The organism is Serratia ureilytica (assembly GCF_017309605.1).
In the GTDB taxonomy this organism is placed as follows: Bacteria; Pseudomonadota; Gammaproteobacteria; order Enterobacterales; family Enterobacteriaceae; genus Serratia; species Serratia ureilytica.
In genome coordinates this window covers 405,354-421,985 of sequence record NZ_CP071320.1, presented here as the reverse complement: position 1 = coordinate 421,985, position 16,632 = coordinate 405,354, and the positions used below count along the sequence as shown (strand labels likewise).

The following is a 16,632-nucleotide window of genomic DNA, read 5'->3' as shown; positions in this document are numbered from 1 at the left end:
GGCGGTGATGGCGCGGCGATTAAATCCAGTCGCCGTTGCGGATCACGCCGACCGCCAGCCCTTCGATCGTGAAATTCTGCTGGCGCAGATCGACCACGATCGGTTGGAATTCGTTGTTCTCCGGCAGCAGTTCAACCACGTTGCCGTGCTTTTTCAAGCGTTTGACCGTCACTTCGTCTTCGATGCGCGCGACCACGACCTGGCCGTTGCGCACGTCTTGCGTTTTGTGCACCGCCAGCAGATCGCCGTCCAGAATGCCGATGTCGCGCATCGACATGCCGTTCACCCGCAACAGGAAATCGGCGCTCGGTTTGAACAGGGATGGATCCACCTGGTAGTGCCCTTCGATGTGCTGCTGCGCCAGCAGCGGCTCGCCGGCGGCGACGCGGCCGATCAGCGGCAGCCCTTCTTCTTCTTCCATCAGCAGGCGGATACCGCGCGACGCGCCGGAGACGATTTCGATCACGCCTTTGCGTGCCAGCGCCTTCAGGTGCTCTTCGGCGGCGTTAGGCGAACGGAACCCCAGACGCATCGCGATCTCGGCACGCGTCGGCGGCATGCCCGTTTGCGAAATATGATCGCGAATCAGATCGTAGACCTCTTGCTGTCTGGTAGTTAGTGCTTTCATTCCGCCCCCTGTTTGTTTATACAGTCTTGCTGTGAGTATATACAGGTAAGCGCGGATTGGGAACCGAAGAATAAATAAAAATCAGTCAGTAGGCGCTTTGCGTCAGCCAAAATGCTGCCACAAGACCGTGCCCCAAACGAACAGCGCGAGTACGATCGCCAGCGACACCGCCGCCGATCCCATGTCCTTGGCCCGCCCGGACAGCTCATGGTGTTCGCTGCCGATGCGATCCACCACCGCTTCGATCGCGCTGTTCAGGATCTCGACGATCATCACCAGCGCCACCGATCCGATCAATAAAATGCGCGCTATCGCACCCACGTCCAGCCAGACAGCCAGTATGATAGCCAGGAGGGTCACCACCAGTTCCTGGCGGAACGCCGCCTCGTGTTGCCAGGCGGCGGAAAGCCCTTTATAAGAATAGCCGGCGGCCTTGATGATGCGGGTCAATCCGGTTGCTTGGTTTGCCATGTTTTCGTGCCTTTCTCAGAGGTCGGTCATAATAAAAAGAGTCTAGAACAGTCCGCGCTGACGGCTCTCGGTTTTCGAACACCACAGATCTGCTACCCGGTTTCTGGTATGCTTGCGGCGCATTGCTAACAAGAGGCTTCACGTTGTTATGTCAGGTTGGCGTAAAATTTATTATAAAATATTGAATTTACCACTTAAATTGTTGGTAAGAAGTAAGGTCATCCCTTCAGATCCGGTTACCGAGCTAGGGTTGGATCCCTCACGGCCGATTTTGTATGTTTTACCTTACAATTCCAAGGCGGATTTGCTGACGCTGCGCACCCAGTGCCTGGCGCAGGATCTGCCCGATCCGCTCAACGCGCTGGAGATCGACGGCACCGTGCTGCCGAGCTACGTGTTCATTCACGACGGCCCGCGCGTGTTCCGCTACTACACCCCGAAAGAAGAGTCGGTAAAGCTGTTCCACGACTACCTGGATCTGCATCGCAGCAATCCGGATCTCGACATTCAAATGCTGCCGGTTTCGGTCATGTTCGGCCGCTCGCCGGGCCGCGAAGGCCACGGCACGCCGCACCTGCGTCTGTTGAACGGCGTGCAAAAATTCTTCGCCGTGCTGTGGCTCGGCCGCGACAGCTTCGTGCGCTTCTCCAACACCGTTTCGCTGCGCCGCATGGCCACCGAACACGGCACGGATAAAACCATCGCGCAGAAACTGGCGCGCGTGGCGCGCATGCACTTCTCGCGTCAGCGCCTGGCCGCTGTAGGCCCAAGCCTGCCGGCCCGTCAGGATCTGTTCAACAAGCTGTTGGCGTCCAAAGCGATCGAAAAAGCGGTCGAGGACGAAGCGCGCAGCAAAAAGATCTCTCACGAGAAGGCCCAGCAGAACGCCATCGCGTTGATGGAAGAGATCGCCGCCGACTTCTCCTACGAAACCGTGCGTCTGTCCGATCGCGTGCTGAGCTGGACCTGGAACCGGCTGTATCAGGGCATCAACGTCACCAACGCCGAGCGCGTGCGCCAGCTGGCGCAGGACGGCCACGAGATCGTCTACGTGCCCTGCCACCGCAGCCACATGGACTATCTGCTGCTGTCCTACGTGCTGTATCACCAGGGCCTGGTGCCGCCGCACATCGCCGCGGGCATCAACCTCAACTTCTGGCCGGCCGGCCCGATCTTCCGTCGCCTGGGCGCGTTCTTCATCCGCCGCACCTTCAAGGGCAACAAGCTTTACTCGACGGTGTTCCGCGAATACCTCGGCGAGCTGTTCACCCGCGGTTACTCGGTGGAATACTTCGTGGAAGGCGGCCGCTCCCGCACCGGGCGTCTGCTGGAACCGAAAACCGGCACCCTGTCGATGACCATCCAGGCGATGCTGCGCGGCGGCGCCCGTCCGATCACGCTGGTGCCGATCTACATCGGCTACGAGCATGTGATGGAAGTGGGCACCTACGCCAAAGAGCTGCGCGGCGCCACCAAGGAAAAAGAGAGCCTGTTGCAGATGCTGCGCGGCCTGCGCAAACTGCGCAATCTGGGCCAGGGTTACGTCAACTTCGGCGAACCGCTGCCGTTGACCGCTTACCTCAACCAGCACGTGCCGCAGTGGCGCGAGTCGATCGATCCGATCGAAGCTCAGCGCCCAAGCTGGTTGACGCCGACGGTCAACGATCTCGCCGGCCAGATCATGGTGCGCATTAACAATGCCGCCGCGGCCAACGCCATGAACCTGTGTTCCACCGCGCTGCTGGCCTCGCGCCAGCGTTCGCTGACCCGCGAACAATTGCTCGAGCAGCTCGAGTGCTACCTGCAGCTGATGCGCAACGCGCCTTACGCGCATGACGTCACCGTACCGACGCAGACGCCGGACGAGCTGCTGGATCACGCGCTGAACATGAACAAGTTCGAGGTGGAAAAGGACAACATCGGCGACATCATCATTCTGCCGCGCGAGCAGGCGGTGCTGATGACCTATTACCGCAACAACATCCACCACCTGCTGGTGTTGCCGTCGCTGATCGCCAGCATCGTCATGCATCATCGCCGGGTATCGCGCGCCGAACTGCTGCGCCAGATTGGCATGATTTACCCGATGCTGAAAGCCGAGCTGTTCCTGCATAACGACAAGGAGCAGCTGCCGGACGTGCTGCGGCCGATGATCGACGAGCTGATCCGCCAACAGCTGATCTGCGACAAAGGCGACGAGCTGGTGCTGAACCCGGCGCGCATTCGCCCGCTGCAGCTGCTGGCCGCCGGGGTGCGCGAAACCCTGCAACGCTACGCCATCACTATGTCGATCCTCAGCGCCAACCCGAGCATCAACCGCGGCGCGCTGGAGAAAGAGAGCCGCATCATGGCGCAGCGTCTGTCGGTGCTGCACGGCATCAACGCGCCGGAATTCTTCGACAAGGCGGTGTTCTCCACCCTGGTGGCGACGCTGCGCGAAGAAGGCTACATCAACGACAGCGGCGATGCGATCCGCGAGCACACCCTCGAGGTGTACAACATGCTGAGCGATCTGATCACGCCGGAAATCAAGCTGACTATCGAAAGCGTCAACATGCCGGAAGAGACCAACGCTCTGCCGCAAACCGATGCGCAAGAAGAGAAAGACGAGTGATTTCGCCCGGCGCGAAAACAAAAAAGGCACCCCGAGGGGTGCCTTTTTTCTTGCTGCAGGAAACCGCTACGCCGGCAGATAGCTGAGCGCGATGCCGATAAACACCACCAGCCCGACATAATTGTTCTGCAGGAAGGCCTTGAAACAGGCCTCGCGCTCGCGCCCGGCAATCTGCTTCTGCTGGTGAATGAACAGCGCGCCCGCCAGCAACAGCGACCAGTAAAACGCGCCGCCGAGCTGCGCCAGATAACCGACCCACACCAGCAGCAGCAGCGTTGCGAACTGCAACAGCCCGACGATCAGCTTGTCATAACGCCCGAACAGGATAGCGGTGGACTTGATGCCTATTTTCAGATCATCGTCGCGATCGACCATCGCATACAGCGTGTCGTAGGCCACCGTCCAGCAGATGTTCGCCAGCAGCAGCAGCCAGCAGCTGAGCGGCAGCGATTCGCTGACCGCCGCATAGCCCATCGGAATGCCCCAGCCGAACGCGGCGCCCAGCACGAACTGCGGCAGGTTGGTCACCCGCTTCATAAAAGGATACACCCAGGCCAGCGCCAGCGCCGCCAGCGACAGCCAGATGGTCATCGCATTCAGCGTCAACACCAGGCAGAACGAGATCAGCACCAGCACCACGAACAGCACCTTGGCCTCTTTCGCGCTCACCCGGCCGCTCGGCATCGGCCGCCCGGCGGTGCGCTTTACGTAGCCGTCCACCGCGCGATCGGCGTAATCATTCACCACGCAGCCGGCGGCGCGCATCAGGAACACGCCGAGCACGAACACCACCAGAATCGACAGCGGCGGCACGCCTTTCCCGGCCAGCCACAGCGCCCACAGCGTCGGCCATAGCAGCAACAGCGTGCCGATCGGTTTATCAATGCGCATCAAATGGCTGTAAGCCCGCCATTTACTTTGAGTCACGCTTCCCTCCAACGTCTTGCTCTCCTCTCTTATGCGGGAACCGCTGAATACAGCGGCGAAGCCGGTAAAAACAGTTCGGTCAGCAGCAGCGGCTTGCCCGCCAGCCGCAGCCGTGAACGACGCGCCCACAGCGCGTCCTGCCGGCCGATATGGATATAGTCGCGGGTCAGATCGCCGCTGCTGAACAGATAGCGCCCGAGCGGCAGCGTCCCCAGATCCACCAACGCCTGATCGGGGCCGGTCAGCGTATGTTCCGGGATCACCGTGCGCCCCAGCAGCCAGGGCTGGTCGTCGCCCAGCAGCACCACTTCGCGCAGCCAGTAGCGCGGGCTGTCGGGCAGGTGGTTCGCCTCGTCGCCCAGCGCCTCGCGCGTGACGAAGCATTCGCGCTGCGGTTCAACGCGCACCTGGGCGCAATGGCGTTCAAATCGGCGGGTCATGGAGCCTAACTCCATCAGCCAGTCGCTGACGGCGGCGGGCGCCGGAGGATCCTGTTCGGATAACCACTCCAGCGGCGGCAGGATGGAATCCCTGATGCCAGACATTGCTTTACTCCTCGCCTGAACCGCAGCCGGTACGGCGCGCCAGACGATACAAACTGTTAACAGGCCCCCATTGTAGCGCAGAAATGCGAAAGCGGCAGGCTGATTCGTGGCGAAAACGGCAGGCCTATCGGCCGGAAAAACCGGGGTTCTGTCATCTTTTTGCCATCCGCATTCTCTATCTTCATTTCCCGGCGCGCTGACGATTCTGTGATCGCCCGCAAAGTTTCAGCTTCCTCGCGTTGTGTTATCTACGCGCGTAGATACCCTGATACAGCAGCGTTGAATCGCCATGCGTCCGACATGATTTGTCGGCACACCTTTGTTGCCGGCACCAGGGAAACCATCTTTAACCGCGCCCCTCCAGGCGCAGAACAAAAGAGGATAGCACTGCCATGAGCGAAACAACGCTTGCCCCTTCACAGACCGCCGACGCCGCGCTGGTGGCCGATGAACGCCTGGCGACCAAAGAGGGGCGCAGCCAATTTTGGCGCGCCACCTTCTCCTGCTGGCTCGGCACCGCCATGGAATACGTCGACTTCGCGCTGTACGGCCTGGCGGCCGGCATGGTGTTCGGCGACGTGTTCTTCCCGGAAGCCACGCCGCTGGTGGCGCTGCTGGCCAGTTTCGCCACCTACTCCGTCGGCTTCGTCGCGCGGCCGATCGGCGCGCTGGTGTTCGGCTGGATCGGCGACCGCAAAGGCCGCCGCGTGGTGCTGATCACCACCGTGGCGCTGATGGGCCTCTCCACCACGCTGATCGGCCTGATCCCGTCCTATGCGCAAATCGGCGTCTGGGCGCCCGCCTGCCTGGTGATCCTGCGCTTCGCGCAGGGGTTCGGCGCCGGTGCGGAGCTGTCCGGCGGCGCGGTGATGCTGGCGGAATACGCGCCGGCCAAGCGGCGCGGGCTGGTGGCGTCGATCATCGCCATCGGCTCCAACAGCGGCACCCTGCTGGCGTCGCTGGTATGGCTGCTGGTGCTGCAGCTGGACAAGGAAGATCTGATGAGCTGGGGCTGGCGCATTCCGTTCCTCGCCAGCATTCTGATCGCCGGGGTGGCGCTGTACCTGCGCCGTCACGTGCGGGAAACGCCGGTGTTCGAACGCGAGCTGCAGCAAAACCACCAGCGCATGCTGGACGCCGCCCAGGCCGCGCCGGATACGCGCAGCTACCTGCAACGTACCAAAGCGTTCTGGGTGATGCTCGGCCTGCGCATCGGCGAAAACGGCCCTTCCTACCTGTGCCAGGGCTTTATCGTCGGCTACGTCGCCAAGGTGCTGATGGTCGATAAATCGGTGCCGGCGCTGGCGGTGTTGATCGCCTCGCTGTGCGGTTTTCTGGTGATCCCGCTGGCCGGCTGGCTGTCCGATCGCTTCGGCCGCCGCATCACCTACCGCTGGTTCTGCCTGCTGCTGGTGCTGTACGCCTTCCCGGCGTTCTGGCTGCTCGACAGCCGTGAACCGGCTATCGTCATCTCGGTGATCGTGGTCGGCATGTGCATCGCGTCGCTGGGGATCTTCGGCGTTCAGGCGGCCTACGGCGTCGAACTGTTCGGCGTGAAGAATCGCTACTCCAAGATGGCGTTCGCCAAAGAGCTCGGTTCGATCCTCTCGGGCGGCACCGCGCCGCTGATCGCCACCGCGCTGCTGTCCGGTTTCGGTCACTGGTGGCCTGTCGCCTGCTATTTTGTTGTAATGGCGGCCATCGGCTTAATCACCACCTTCTTTGCTCCCGAAACCCGCGGCCGCGATCTCAACCTGCCGCAGGATGCCGCGTAGCGAGAAGGCGAACAGGACCTCAATTTGGATAATCACTCCGCGCGACGCGTTACCCGCGCCGACGTGGCCCGCGTAGCGGGCACCTCCGTCGCCGTGGTCAGCTATGTGATCAACAACGGCCCGCGCCCGGTGGCGGAAGCCACCCGGCTGCGCGTGCTGGCGGCGATCGAGCAGACCGGCTACCGGCCGAACGACATCGCGCGGGCATTGGCCTCCGGCAGCACGCAAACCTACGGGCTGGTGGTGCCGGATATTTCCAACCCGTTCTTCGCCACGCTGGCGCGGGCGCTGCAGCAGGAGGCCTTCAGCCGCGGCCGCGTGCTGCTGCTGGGCGACGCCGGCGATGACCGGCAGCGCGAGTATGAGCTGATCAATAACCTGCTGCGTCGCCAGGTCGACGGCCTGCTGTACACCAGCGTCGATCGCCATCCGTGGTTCGAGCTGATCCGCGCCTCCGGCACGCCCTGCGTGATGATAGACACTATCGACAGCCAGGCCGGCGTCTGCGCCATCCGCGTCGACGAGCGCGACGCCGCCTGCCAGGCGACCCGCCATCTGCTGCAGCACGGCTATCGCGACATCGGCATTTTTATCGGTCCGCTAACCATGCTCAACGCGCAGGATCGCCTGAACGGTTGGCGCGATGCGCTGCTGGAGGCGGGCATTGCGCCGCGCGACGAGTGGATTTTCGAGGCGCCTTACACCCGCCAGGGCGGCTACCAGGCCACCCAGCGCATGGTGCAAGGCCCGCGCCCGCGCGCCGTTTTCACCTCCAACGAGCAGCAGGCGCTCGGCTGCCTGTCGGCGCTGGCGGAGCATGGGTTGCGCGCGCCGGACGATCTGGCGCTGATCTGTTTTAACGGCACGCAGCAATCCGAATTCAGCGTGCCGCCGCTCAGCGCGGTCGAGCAGCCTATCGACGCCATGGCCAAGCGGGCCATCGCCATGCTGGCCGCCGGCGCCGCGCCCGCCGAGCTGCATGAATTCGCTTTTCAACTGCGCATCCGCCGCTCGTGCGGCTGTTAGCGGTTTTTCAGGACACCTTCTATGCGTTTGATCATTGATTGCGATCCCGGCAACGGCGTTCCCGGTGCCAACGTCGACGACGGCCTGGCGCTGGCCCTGGCGCTGGCGGCCAAACCGCAACTGCAGCTGGAACTGATCAGCATCGTGGCCGGCAATACCCCGCGCGAAGTGGGCTTCGCCGTCGCCAGCGAGCTGCTGGCGCAAAGCGGCTACCAGGTGCCGGTCGCCCTCGGCGCGGCGCGCGCCCTGAGCGAGCCGCCGGAGCCATGGCGCGCGCATCTGGACAGGCCGATCGCCGATCCCAAGCTGGCGGCGCTGTGGCGCGACTTGCCTGCGCCCTCACTCGCCAACGCGCCCGCACCGGACGCCGCCATCGCCATCGGCGAGCTGATCTGCCGCCATCCCGGCGAGATAACGCTGGCGGCGATCGGCCCGCTGACCAACGTTGCGCACGCCATGCAGCTGTACCCGCAGATGGCGCAGGCGGTGAAAGAGATCGTGATCATGGGCGGCGTGTTCAACGTCGAGGGATACATCAAGGACACCAATTTCGGCCTGGATCCGGAAGCCGCGCGGCTGGTGCTGAACAGCGGTGCCGCTATCACGCTGGCGCCGCTGGACGTCACCACCCAGACCATGCTGACCCAGGCGGATCTGGCCGCACTGACGCAGCCGGATACGCCGCTGTGCCGCTATTTGCGCGCCACCACGCAGCCGTGGATCGATTATTCGCGCCATACGCGGCGCCTGCCGGGCTGCTGGATCCATGATGCGCTGGTGATCGCCTGGCTGCTGGCACCGCAGCTGGTCACGACCGAAATGTTCCATGTGGATGTGGCGCTGGAAGGGGCGCTGACGCGCGGCAGCTCACGCCGTTGGCGGCCGGACAGCCTGCGCCTGACGGTCGGCATGCCGCCGCCGCAGGGCAAGCCGGTGCGCATCATGCAGCAGGTCGATAACGCCCGTCTGCTGGCATTGATCGGCGCAACGCTGGCCCGCGGATGAAAAAAGGTGCGCCAAGGCGCACCAATCATCGAGCCAGCATCGGCAGCGTCGGGTGTTACCCCTTGCCTTTTACGCTGCTGATAAACGTTTTACGCGCAGTGGTCGAGCCCAGTTTCTCGGCCTCATTCATCAGTTTCAGCGCCTTGTCGATATCGCCCGCCTTCACCGCCTGCTTGATGCCGTTATTGAAGTAGCTTTCGGTATCGTTGAGCATCGGCTCCGCCGGTTTCTCCGGCGTCGGTGCAGGCGCCGCCACGGTGGCCGGTGCGGTTGATCCCACCACCACCGGCGCCACGGTCGGCGCAGGCTGCAGCATGCCGATCATCACGTTGCCGGTGCCCTGTTCCGCGGTCACCTTGAGCTTCAGCGTGCCGGTCGTCGCGTGGCCGGCGATCGGATCCGGGATATCCGGCACTGCGTTGCCCACGCCCTGTGCGTAGGCCTTGGCCGGGTTAGTCAGCTGCGTGGTTTTCGCCAAATCCTGACGGGTGGTGTACACCAGCAGGTAAATCTGTTTTTGACCGAGCGCCGGCGTCAGTTTCAACGTGCCTTCGAGGCGATCGGAGGACATCGCCCCCGGCGGCTGGTAAGGGAAATAGCTGCTCGGGTAATACGCCGCCGGGCGTAGATGCTCGTCCAGCACCAGCACGCTCGGCGCGTACAGCGAATTGTTCTTGGCGAGGCTGCTCAGCGTCACTTCCAGCGAACCGCGATCGGCCGGCAGCGTATAGGCGGCGATCGCCCCCTGAATGTCGCCCTGATTGAGCTGCGGGCTAACGGCGTCGAGCTTCACTTCTTGCGACACCGGCGGTTGCAGCGGCTGCCACGGCAGGCTTTGCAGCGTGGCGGCGCTGATGGCCGGGGCGACGGAAACGTTGGCCGGCGTATCGGCGTTGGCCGCCAAAGGCGCGCCGACGGTCAGCGCCAGCGACAGGCAGAGTGACAGCAGATTCTTTTTCATCGTTATATCCTCTTTCAGCACCGCGGCGGATCAGGCAAGAGATCGGGCCACGGCGAATGCGGTTGGGGGAGAGCCGGCGGCCCTCCCCGTCCTGTCGTTACCACCAAATTTCCATCTGGGCGCCGAAGGTGACTTCGTCATCCTTGCCGCGGCTGAAGGTATGCATGCTGGTGTCGTTGTAAGCGGTGCCGGCGTTATACCCGGTGTCATCGCCGGTGGCGTAGCCCCACTTCTCGTCCCACTTGGCGTAGGTGGCGAACAGGCGGATGGCCGGACGCGACCAAATGCTGTTGCCCGCCTGCCATTGCTGCGCCAGGGTCACTTTATACTGGCCGTTGCGATCGCCGGTGCGCTGAGATTTGACGTTGTCGTAGCCGGCTTCCAGCAGGGTGCTCATGATCGGCGTCCATTTGTACATCGGGCGCACGCCCACGGTGTACCAGGTGGTGCCGTTGTTGTTGTCGCGGTCAATGTCCTGGAACATGGCGACGTACATCAGCGCCCACTGATCGTTGAAGTCGATGGCGCCGTGATCCAGCACGCGGATCATCTTGCCGTTGTTATCGATGGTGGCGCCTTCGTTGCGGCCGTTGTTCTGCGAGGTCATCGAGTCGGTGGCGTACTGCAGCACGAATTTGTTGTAACCGTTCAGGATGCTTTGCGTGTGTTCGGCGGTGAACATCCAGCCGTCTTTGCTGGCGCCGTCGGCCAGGCGGTAGTTATCCTGCGCATTGGCTCGGCCGTAGTCCACGCCCAGCTCCAGGGTGCCGCCCGGGTTCAGCTCCAGCCCGGCCAAGCGCACGTCGAAGGTATCGTTGACGGTCGGACGCTGTTTCCATTCGTTATCCAGGTAGCCGTAAGAGCCGCCGGATTCCGAGTTGCGGGTCACGGCGGCGGACAGCTTGCCGAAGCCCAGATCGATGTTTTCCAGACCGGCGCCCGGGCCGGAGATATCCCAGTAGTAGAAGTCGATCATGTGAACGTCATGACGCTGATAGAAACGCTTACCGGCCCACAGCGTGGAGCCCGGCAGCCACTCGATCAGGTTTTTACCCTGCACGTTCACTTCGCGGAAGCCCGGGGTCACGTCTTCCCAGTCAGAACGCTGCGAGACCGAGTAGGCCAGGTTGGTGTCGAAATAGAAGCTCTTGTCGCCCTCTTTCCACACTTCCTGCCCCAGTTTCAGTTCGGCGTAGGTTTCGCACTCGTTGCCGAGACGGTATTTGCTCGCGGCGCCGGTGGCCTTGAAGCACTGTTGCTCACCGCCGCTGCCGGTCCAACCGATGCCGGAACGGGCGTAACCGTGGAAATCCACGGCCAGCGCCTGAGTAGAGAGAACACCGGCGGCGACAGCCAGTGCCAGAGGAAGTTTGCGCAGAGTAGTCATCATTATTCTCCTGTTATACCGACTTTGATGCTTTAAACGCCCGGCTCCTGGTGCAGCCGTTTACATGCCGTACCGTCTTCACGGAACAGGTGGCAGCGGTGAGGCGGCAGGCCGATGGCGAATGTGGCACCTTCTTCTACCAGCACCACGTCATTCTGGCGGTACACCAGGTTTTGACGGATGGCCGGGATTTGGATATGGATTTGCGTCTCGTTGCCGAGCTGCTCCACCACCTGCACGTCGCCGGTAAGCCGCACTTCAGAGGCTTCGCCGGGCAGCAGATGTTCAGGGCGAATGCCCAATGACAGGTTGGCGCCGGGTTGGACGCCCGCGCCTTCCACCGGCAGCCAGACCAGCTGGCGGTTGGGCAGTTCGACCTGCACCTGTCGCGGCTCCGCCGCGGTGACCTTGACCGGCAGGAAGTTCATCTTCGGTGAGCCGATAAACCCGGCGACGAAGCGGTTGGCCGGGTAGTGATACAGCTCCAGCGGCTTGCCGACCTGCGCCACGCGACCGGCGTCGAGCACCACGATCTTGTCGGCCAGCGTCATCGCTTCGACCTGATCATGGGTGACGTAAATCATGGTGCGCTGCAGGCGCTTGTGCAGACGGGAGATCTCAATGCGCATCTGCACCCGCAGCGCGGCGTCGAGGTTGGACAGCGGCTCGTCGAGTAGGAACACGTCCGGCTCGGCCACCAGCGTGCGGCCGATCGCCACGCGCTGACGCTGCCCGCCGGACAGCGCCTTCGGCCGCCGATCGAGCAGGTGCGCCAACTGCAGCACCTCGGAAACCTGGTTCACCCGTTGATTGATTTCCGCTTTCTTGGCGCCGGCCAGCTTCAGGCCGAACGACATGTTGTCCGCCACCGACAGGTGCGGATACAGCGCGTAAGACTGGAACACCATGCCGATGCCGCGCTCGGAAGGCGGCACTTCATTCATGCGTTTCTCGCCGATCAGCAGGTCGCCGGAGGTGATGTCCTCCAGCCCGGCGATCATGCGCAGCAGCGTCGATTTGCCGCAGCCCGACGGCCCGACAAACACCACAAACTCGCCGTCTTCGATGGTCAGATTGACGTCTTTGGAAATCACGGCCTCACCGAAGGCCTTATAAACGCTGCGCAGTGTCACGCTAGCCATGCGTTACTCCCCTGCTTTCGCAGTTAACATGTCGTGTGAAAATGGCGGAGGCAAAGCCCGCCAAAACCCATTGATGACCCTCTTGCTGCGCGCCGTGCTGCCATGCCAACGGCAAGGTCGCCTCAGACGGCGCGGCCGCCTGAGTATAAGGCTGCAGGTTTATCAGCGCTTCAAGGCATTGATCCTGATGGGTAATAAGTAAGCGCACCACGCCATCGCGCTGGCTGACCGCGCTCAGCTCGCCGCGCTGGAAAAGCGGCGAACGGCGCAGGGCCAGCAGCGTCTGGCAGTAACGCAAGGTGGAGTGGCTGTCGTGCTGTTGGCGACTGATGGCCAACGCGCGGTGTTCGATCGCCACCTGCTGATACCAGCTGATCTCCCCGGCGGTGACCTGTTCGGGGGCTTCATGCCACGGCATCGGCGTTTGCGCGCCGCGCGGATCCTGCAGGCCGGCGGCGTGCGGCAGCCCCAACTCCTCGCCCTGGTACAGGCAGATCGGCGCCGGCAACATCGCCAGCAGCGTCAAAAAGGCGGCGGCGGAACGCAGGTCGCCCTGCCCCCAGCGGCTGACCACCCGAGGCTGATCGGCGTCGCCGGTGCTCCACAGGCTGTCCGCCAACGTGGCGCGGCGGGCGTGCAGCACCGCCACCAGCTTTTCCGCGCTGAACGGCATCACGTCGAGCGCCAGCGCGCCGTGGACGAACCGCTGCACGTCGGCGGCATGACGAACGCGATGGGCTTCGTCGGCGTACCACAGCGTCAGCCCTTCGCCCGTCACCGCCGTTTCGGCCTCCGGCGCCAGCGTCTGCGGCAGCAACAGACCGTCGATCGACAGCGCTTTCAGGTACGGCAGCGCCGCCAGCATGCCGTACGCGTCGCCCACGCCGTCCCCGTTTCCGTCACGGAAACTGGCCGGATGGATCCGGTACAGGGTGGGCTGAGTGGCGATAGGCATTGACGACATAAATCCGGTATCCCTGCTGCGCGTGGCGTTAAAAATCAATGGGCCGATAGTGCGGGAGTCGCCGGAAAGGGTAATCATCCGTAACAGGATTTTTCATGGGGGAGGAGACGGGAGGATGAGAGAACGACCGCGGCGATGAGAAGTTCCGCGCTTAAGGCAAATCTGTGATCAAGCCGGCAAAAATCGCCCCCCTATTTTGTGCCTGACGCCACAGAATAGAGCGCAACGTTAACTGGATCACACTCCTCATCTCAGGGGCGTAGAGGGGGGGAGGATGAGAATATGTCGCGTTGTGACCCACTATGATCGCGAAACGTCTCTCCTTGATTTATGTGCCCACAAAAAGAAGGACTGGATTATGACTCGCAGCATTACCCTCGCCCGTACGCTGGCGCTCTCGGCACTGGCTACTCTGGTGCTCTCTTCTTCCGCCTTCGCCAAGATAGAGGAAGGCAAACTGGTTATCTGGATCAACGGCGACAAGGGCTATAACGGCCTGGCCGAAGTCGGCAAGAAATTCGAAAAAGACACCGGCATCAAAGTCACCGTCGAGCATCCCGACAAGCTGGAAGAGAAATATCCGCAGGTGGCCGCCACCGGCGACGGCCCAGACATCATCCTCTGGGCCCACGATCGCTTCGGCGGCTATGCGCAGTCCGGCCTGCTGGCCGAAGTCCACCCGTCCAAAGCCTTCCAGGACAAGCTGTTCCCGTTCACCTGGGACGCCGTGCGCTATGACGGCAAGCTGATCGGCTACCCGATCGCCGTCGAAGCGCTGTCGCTGATTTACAATAAAGACCTGGTCAAACAGCCGCCGAAGACCTGGGAAGAGATCCCGGCGCTGGACAAACAGCTGCGCGCCAGCGGCAAAAGCGCCATCATGTGGAACCTGCAGGAACCCTACTTCACCTGGCCTATCATCGCCGCCGACGGCGGTTATGCCTTCAAGTATGAGAACGGCAAATACAACATCAAGGATGTCGGCGTCGCCAACGCCGGTTCGCAGGCCGGCCTGCAGTTCATCGTCGATCTGGTGAAAAACAAACACATCAACGCCGATACCGATTACTCGATCGCCGAAGCCGCGTTCAACAAAGGCCAGACCGCGATAACCATCAACGGCCCGTGGGCCTGGAACAACATCGAGCAGAGCAAAATCAACTACGGCGTGACGCTGCTACCGACCTTCAAAGGCAAACCGTCCAAACCGTTCGTCGGCGTGCTGACCGCCGGTATCAACGCCGCCAGCCCGAATAAAGAACTGGCGACCGAGTTCCTCGAGAACTATCTGCTGACCAACGAAGGGCTGGCGGACGTCAACAAAGACAAACCGCTGGGCGCGGTGGCGCTGAAGTCCTACCAGGAAACGCTGGCCAAAGATCCGAAGATCGCCGCCACCATGCAGAACTCGCAAAACGGGGAGATCATGCCGAACATTCCGCAGATGAGCGCTTTCTGGTACGCCGAACGCAGCGCGGTGCTCAACGCCGTCAGCGGCCGCCAAACGGTGAAAGCCGCGTTGGACGATGTGCAGACCCGTATCACCAAGTAATGTCGTCGTGCGGGGCGCCGTGGCGCCCCGCCGTTGCTTCACAGAAAGGAACGCCCTATGCAATTCGCTCACGCCGGGACGCCCGCGCGTAAAAAATCGAAGTGGTGGCAAAGCGACGCGCTGAAATGGCTGGTGGTCGGCCTGTTCAGCCTGGTGACCTGCTACCTGATTGTGTTGATGTATGCACAGGGTGAATACCTGTTCGCCATCCTGACGCTGATCCTGGTCAGCGCCGGGCTTTACGTCTTCGCCAACCGCCGCGCCTACGCCTGGCGCTATGTGTATCCCGGCGTCGCCGGCATGGGATTGTTCGTCCTGTTCCCGCTGATCTGCACCATCGCCATCGCCTTTACCAACTACAGCAGCACCAACCAGCTGACGTTTGAGCGCGCGCAATCGGTATTGATGCAGCGTCAGTTCCAAAGCGGCAAAACGTTCACCTTCGGCCTCTACCCGGCGGAAAACCAGCAGTGGCGCCTGCAGCTGACCTCGCCGGACAGTGAGCAGCCGCTGATTTCCGGGCCTTTCCGCCTCGACGCGACGCCGCCGCTCCCCCTGAAATTGACGGCCCAGAGCGCCGCGCCGCAGGGCGAACCCGCCACGCTGCGGGTGATCACCCAGAACCGGCAGGCGCTGAGCCAACTGGTGGCGCAGCTGCCGGACGGCGATGAATTGCGCATGAGCTCCCTGCGCCAGTTCTCCGGCACCCGTCCGCTGTATGCGCTGGACAAAGACGGCAGCACGCTGACCAATAACCAGACTCAGGTGCGCTACCGGCCGAACGGCGACATCGGCTTCTATCAGGCGATCAACGCCGACGGCGGCTGGGCGCAGGAAACCCTGAGCCCAGGCTATACCGTCACCACCGGCTGGAAAAACTTCCTGCGGGTGCTGCAGGACGAGGGCATCAAAAAACCGTTCGTGTCGATCTTCATCTGGACCCTCGTGTTCTCGGTGATGACGGTGATCCTTACCGTGGCGGTCGGCATGGTGCTTGCCTGCGTGGTGCAGTGGGAGGCGCTGAAAGGCAAGGCTATCTACCGCGTGCTGCTGATCCTGCCCTATGCGGTACCGTCGTTCATCTCGATCCTGATCTTCAAAGGCTTGTTCAACCAGAGCTTCGGCGAGATCAACATGATGCTCAGCCACCTGTTCGGCATCAAACCGGCCTGGTTCAGCGATCCGCTCACCGCCAAGAGCATGATCCTGATCGTCAACACCTGGCTCGGCTACCCGTACATGATGATCCTGTGCATGGGGCTGCTGAAGGCCATCCCGGACGATCTGTACGAGGCCTCGGCGATGGACGGCGCCAACCCGTGGCAAAACTTCTTCCGCATCACCTTCCCGCTGCTGATCAAGCCGCTGACGCCGCTGATGATCGCCAGCTTCGCCTTCAACTTTAACAACTTCGTGCTGATCCAGCTGCTGACCAACGGCGGCCCGGACATGATCGGCACCACCACGCCGGCCGGCTATACCGATCTGCTGGTCAGCTACACCTACCGCATCGCCTTCGAAGGCGGCGGCGGGCAAGACTTCGGGCTGGCGGCCGCCATCGCCACGTTGATCTTCCTGTTGGTGGGCGCGCTGGCGATCCTGAATTTGAAAGCCAGCAAGATGAACTTCGATTAG

At 62.4% G+C, this 16,632-nt stretch carries 14 protein-coding genes; 6 read left to right on the top strand and 8 right to left on the bottom strand.

Features of this window, described 5'->3' with window-relative positions; genetic code table 11:
- Positions 1-19 precede the first annotated feature (19 nt).
- The gene (gene lexA / locus J0X03_RS01980) at positions 20-628 is read right to left on the bottom strand and encodes a transcriptional repressor LexA (protein ID WP_025160136.1); all 609 of its coding nucleotides are present in this window, start codon (positions 626-628) and stop codon (positions 20-22) included.
- A gap of 102 nt (positions 629-730) precedes the next feature.
- Positions 731-1,099: a diacylglycerol kinase gene (locus J0X03_RS01975; RefSeq protein ID WP_015379225.1), complete on the bottom strand. Its 369-nt coding sequence runs from the start codon at positions 1,097-1,099 to the stop codon at positions 731-733.
- 148 nt (positions 1,100-1,247) lie between these two features.
- On the opposite strand from J0X03_RS01975, the gene plsB reads away from it, so the two are divergent.
- Entirely contained in the window at positions 1,248-3,713 is a 2,466-nt protein-coding gene (gene plsB, locus J0X03_RS01970) for a glycerol-3-phosphate 1-O-acyltransferase PlsB (protein ID WP_033644405.1), read from the top strand.
- Positions 3,714-3,779: 66 nt separating this feature from the next.
- Here plsB and ubiA read toward each other — a convergent pair whose 3' ends face one another.
- Together ubiA and ubiC are read right to left on the bottom strand one after the other, a co-directional pair.
- Positions 3,780-4,652: a 4-hydroxybenzoate octaprenyltransferase gene (ubiA, locus tag J0X03_RS01965; RefSeq protein ID WP_025304455.1), complete on the bottom strand. Its 873-nt coding sequence runs from the start codon at positions 4,650-4,652 to the stop codon at positions 3,780-3,782.
- A 17-nt stretch (positions 4,653-4,669) separates the two neighbouring features.
- Positions 4,670-5,185, bottom strand: coding sequence for a chorismate lyase (gene ubiC / locus J0X03_RS01960; protein ID WP_033651214.1), 516 nt, complete (start codon positions 5,183-5,185; stop codon positions 4,670-4,672).
- A 392-nt stretch (positions 5,186-5,577) separates the two neighbouring features.
- Between ubiC and J0X03_RS01955 the strand changes: the two genes are divergently transcribed.
- From J0X03_RS01955 to J0X03_RS01945, 3 genes are read left to right on the top strand one after another with little or no spacing between them, the layout of a single operon-like run.
- Positions 5,578-6,960: an MFS transporter gene (locus tag J0X03_RS01955; RefSeq protein WP_160204656.1), complete on the top strand. Its 1,383-nt coding sequence runs from the start codon at positions 5,578-5,580 to the stop codon at positions 6,958-6,960.
- A 24-nt stretch (positions 6,961-6,984) separates the two neighbouring features.
- Positions 6,985-7,986, top strand: a complete 1,002-nt coding sequence (locus J0X03_RS01950; protein ID WP_033644401.1) for a LacI family DNA-binding transcriptional regulator — start codon at positions 6,985-6,987, stop codon at positions 7,984-7,986.
- A 21-nt stretch (positions 7,987-8,007) separates the two neighbouring features.
- Positions 8,008-8,991: a nucleoside hydrolase gene (locus J0X03_RS01945; protein WP_089195236.1), complete on the top strand. Its 984-nt coding sequence runs from the start codon at positions 8,008-8,010 to the stop codon at positions 8,989-8,991.
- 55 nt (positions 8,992-9,046) lie between these two features.
- Here the strand turns inward: J0X03_RS01945 and malM are convergent, their stop codons facing one another.
- The 4 genes from malM to J0X03_RS24295 all read right to left on the bottom strand — a co-directional run bounded on the left by malM (position 9,047) and on the right by J0X03_RS24295 (position 13,445).
- Entirely contained in the window at positions 9,047-9,952 is a 906-nt protein-coding gene (gene malM / locus J0X03_RS01940) for a maltose operon protein MalM (protein ID WP_033644398.1), read from the bottom strand.
- A gap of 97 nt (positions 9,953-10,049) precedes the next feature.
- Entirely contained in the window at positions 10,050-11,339 is a 1,290-nt protein-coding gene (locus J0X03_RS01935) for a maltoporin (RefSeq protein ID WP_025304461.1), read from the bottom strand.
- 32 nt (positions 11,340-11,371) lie between these two features.
- Entirely contained in the window at positions 11,372-12,481 is a 1,110-nt protein-coding gene (malK, locus tag J0X03_RS01930) for a maltose/maltodextrin ABC transporter ATP-binding protein MalK (RefSeq protein WP_016930284.1), read from the bottom strand.
- Positions 12,474-13,445 carry an alpha-amylase family glycosyl hydrolase gene (locus tag J0X03_RS24295; protein WP_160204657.1) on the bottom strand — a complete coding sequence of 324 codons (972 nt, stop codon included), beginning with the start codon at positions 13,443-13,445 and terminating at the stop codon, positions 12,474-12,476. Before J0X03_RS24295 ends, malK begins: the two co-directional genes overlap by 8 nt.
- Positions 13,446-13,803: 358 nt before the next feature.
- On the opposite strand from J0X03_RS24295, the gene malE reads away from it, so the two are divergent.
- Complete coding sequence (malE, locus tag J0X03_RS01920) at positions 13,804-14,997, top strand: maltose/maltodextrin ABC transporter substrate-binding protein MalE (protein WP_160204658.1); 1,194 nt, start codon at positions 13,804-13,806, stop codon at positions 14,995-14,997.
- Between the two features lie 57 nt (positions 14,998-15,054).
- Positions 15,055-16,632: a maltose ABC transporter permease MalF gene (gene malF, locus J0X03_RS01915; RefSeq protein ID WP_046687897.1), complete on the top strand. Its 1,578-nt coding sequence runs from the start codon at positions 15,055-15,057 to the stop codon at positions 16,630-16,632.

Excerpts from the sequence above, each read along its gene's own strand:
- lexA (WP_025160136.1), bottom strand. The coding sequence starts at position 628 with ATGAAAGCACTAACTACCAGACAGCAAGAGGTCTACGATCTGATTCGC.
- J0X03_RS01975 (WP_015379225.1), bottom strand. The coding sequence starts at position 1,099 with ATGGCAAACCAAGCAACCGGATTGACCCGCATCATCAAGGCCGCCGGC.
- plsB (WP_033644405.1), top strand. The coding sequence starts at position 1,248 with ATGTCAGGTTGGCGTAAAATTTATTATAAAATATTGAATTTACCACTT.
- ubiC (WP_033651214.1), bottom strand. The coding sequence starts at position 5,185 with ATGTCTGGCATCAGGGATTCCATCCTGCCGCCGCTGGAGTGGTTATCC.
- J0X03_RS01955 (WP_160204656.1), top strand. The coding sequence starts at position 5,578 with ATGAGCGAAACAACGCTTGCCCCTTCACAGACCGCCGACGCCGCGCTG.
- J0X03_RS01945 (WP_089195236.1), top strand. The coding sequence starts at position 8,008 with ATGCGTTTGATCATTGATTGCGATCCCGGCAACGGCGTTCCCGGTGCC.
- malM (WP_033644398.1), bottom strand. The coding sequence starts at position 9,952 with ATGAAAAAGAATCTGCTGTCACTCTGCCTGTCGCTGGCGCTGACCGTC.
- J0X03_RS01935 (WP_025304461.1), bottom strand. The coding sequence starts at position 11,339 with ATGACTACTCTGCGCAAACTTCCTCTGGCACTGGCTGTCGCCGCCGGT.
- malK (WP_016930284.1), bottom strand. The coding sequence starts at position 12,481 with ATGGCTAGCGTGACACTGCGCAGCGTTTATAAGGCCTTCGGTGAGGCC.
- J0X03_RS24295 (WP_160204657.1), bottom strand. The coding sequence starts at position 13,445 with ATGTCGTCAATGCCTATCGCCACTCAGCCCACCCTGTACCGGATCCAT.
- malE (WP_160204658.1), top strand. The coding sequence starts at position 13,804 with ATGACTCGCAGCATTACCCTCGCCCGTACGCTGGCGCTCTCGGCACTG.
- malF (WP_046687897.1), top strand. The coding sequence starts at position 15,055 with ATGCAATTCGCTCACGCCGGGACGCCCGCGCGTAAAAAATCGAAGTGG.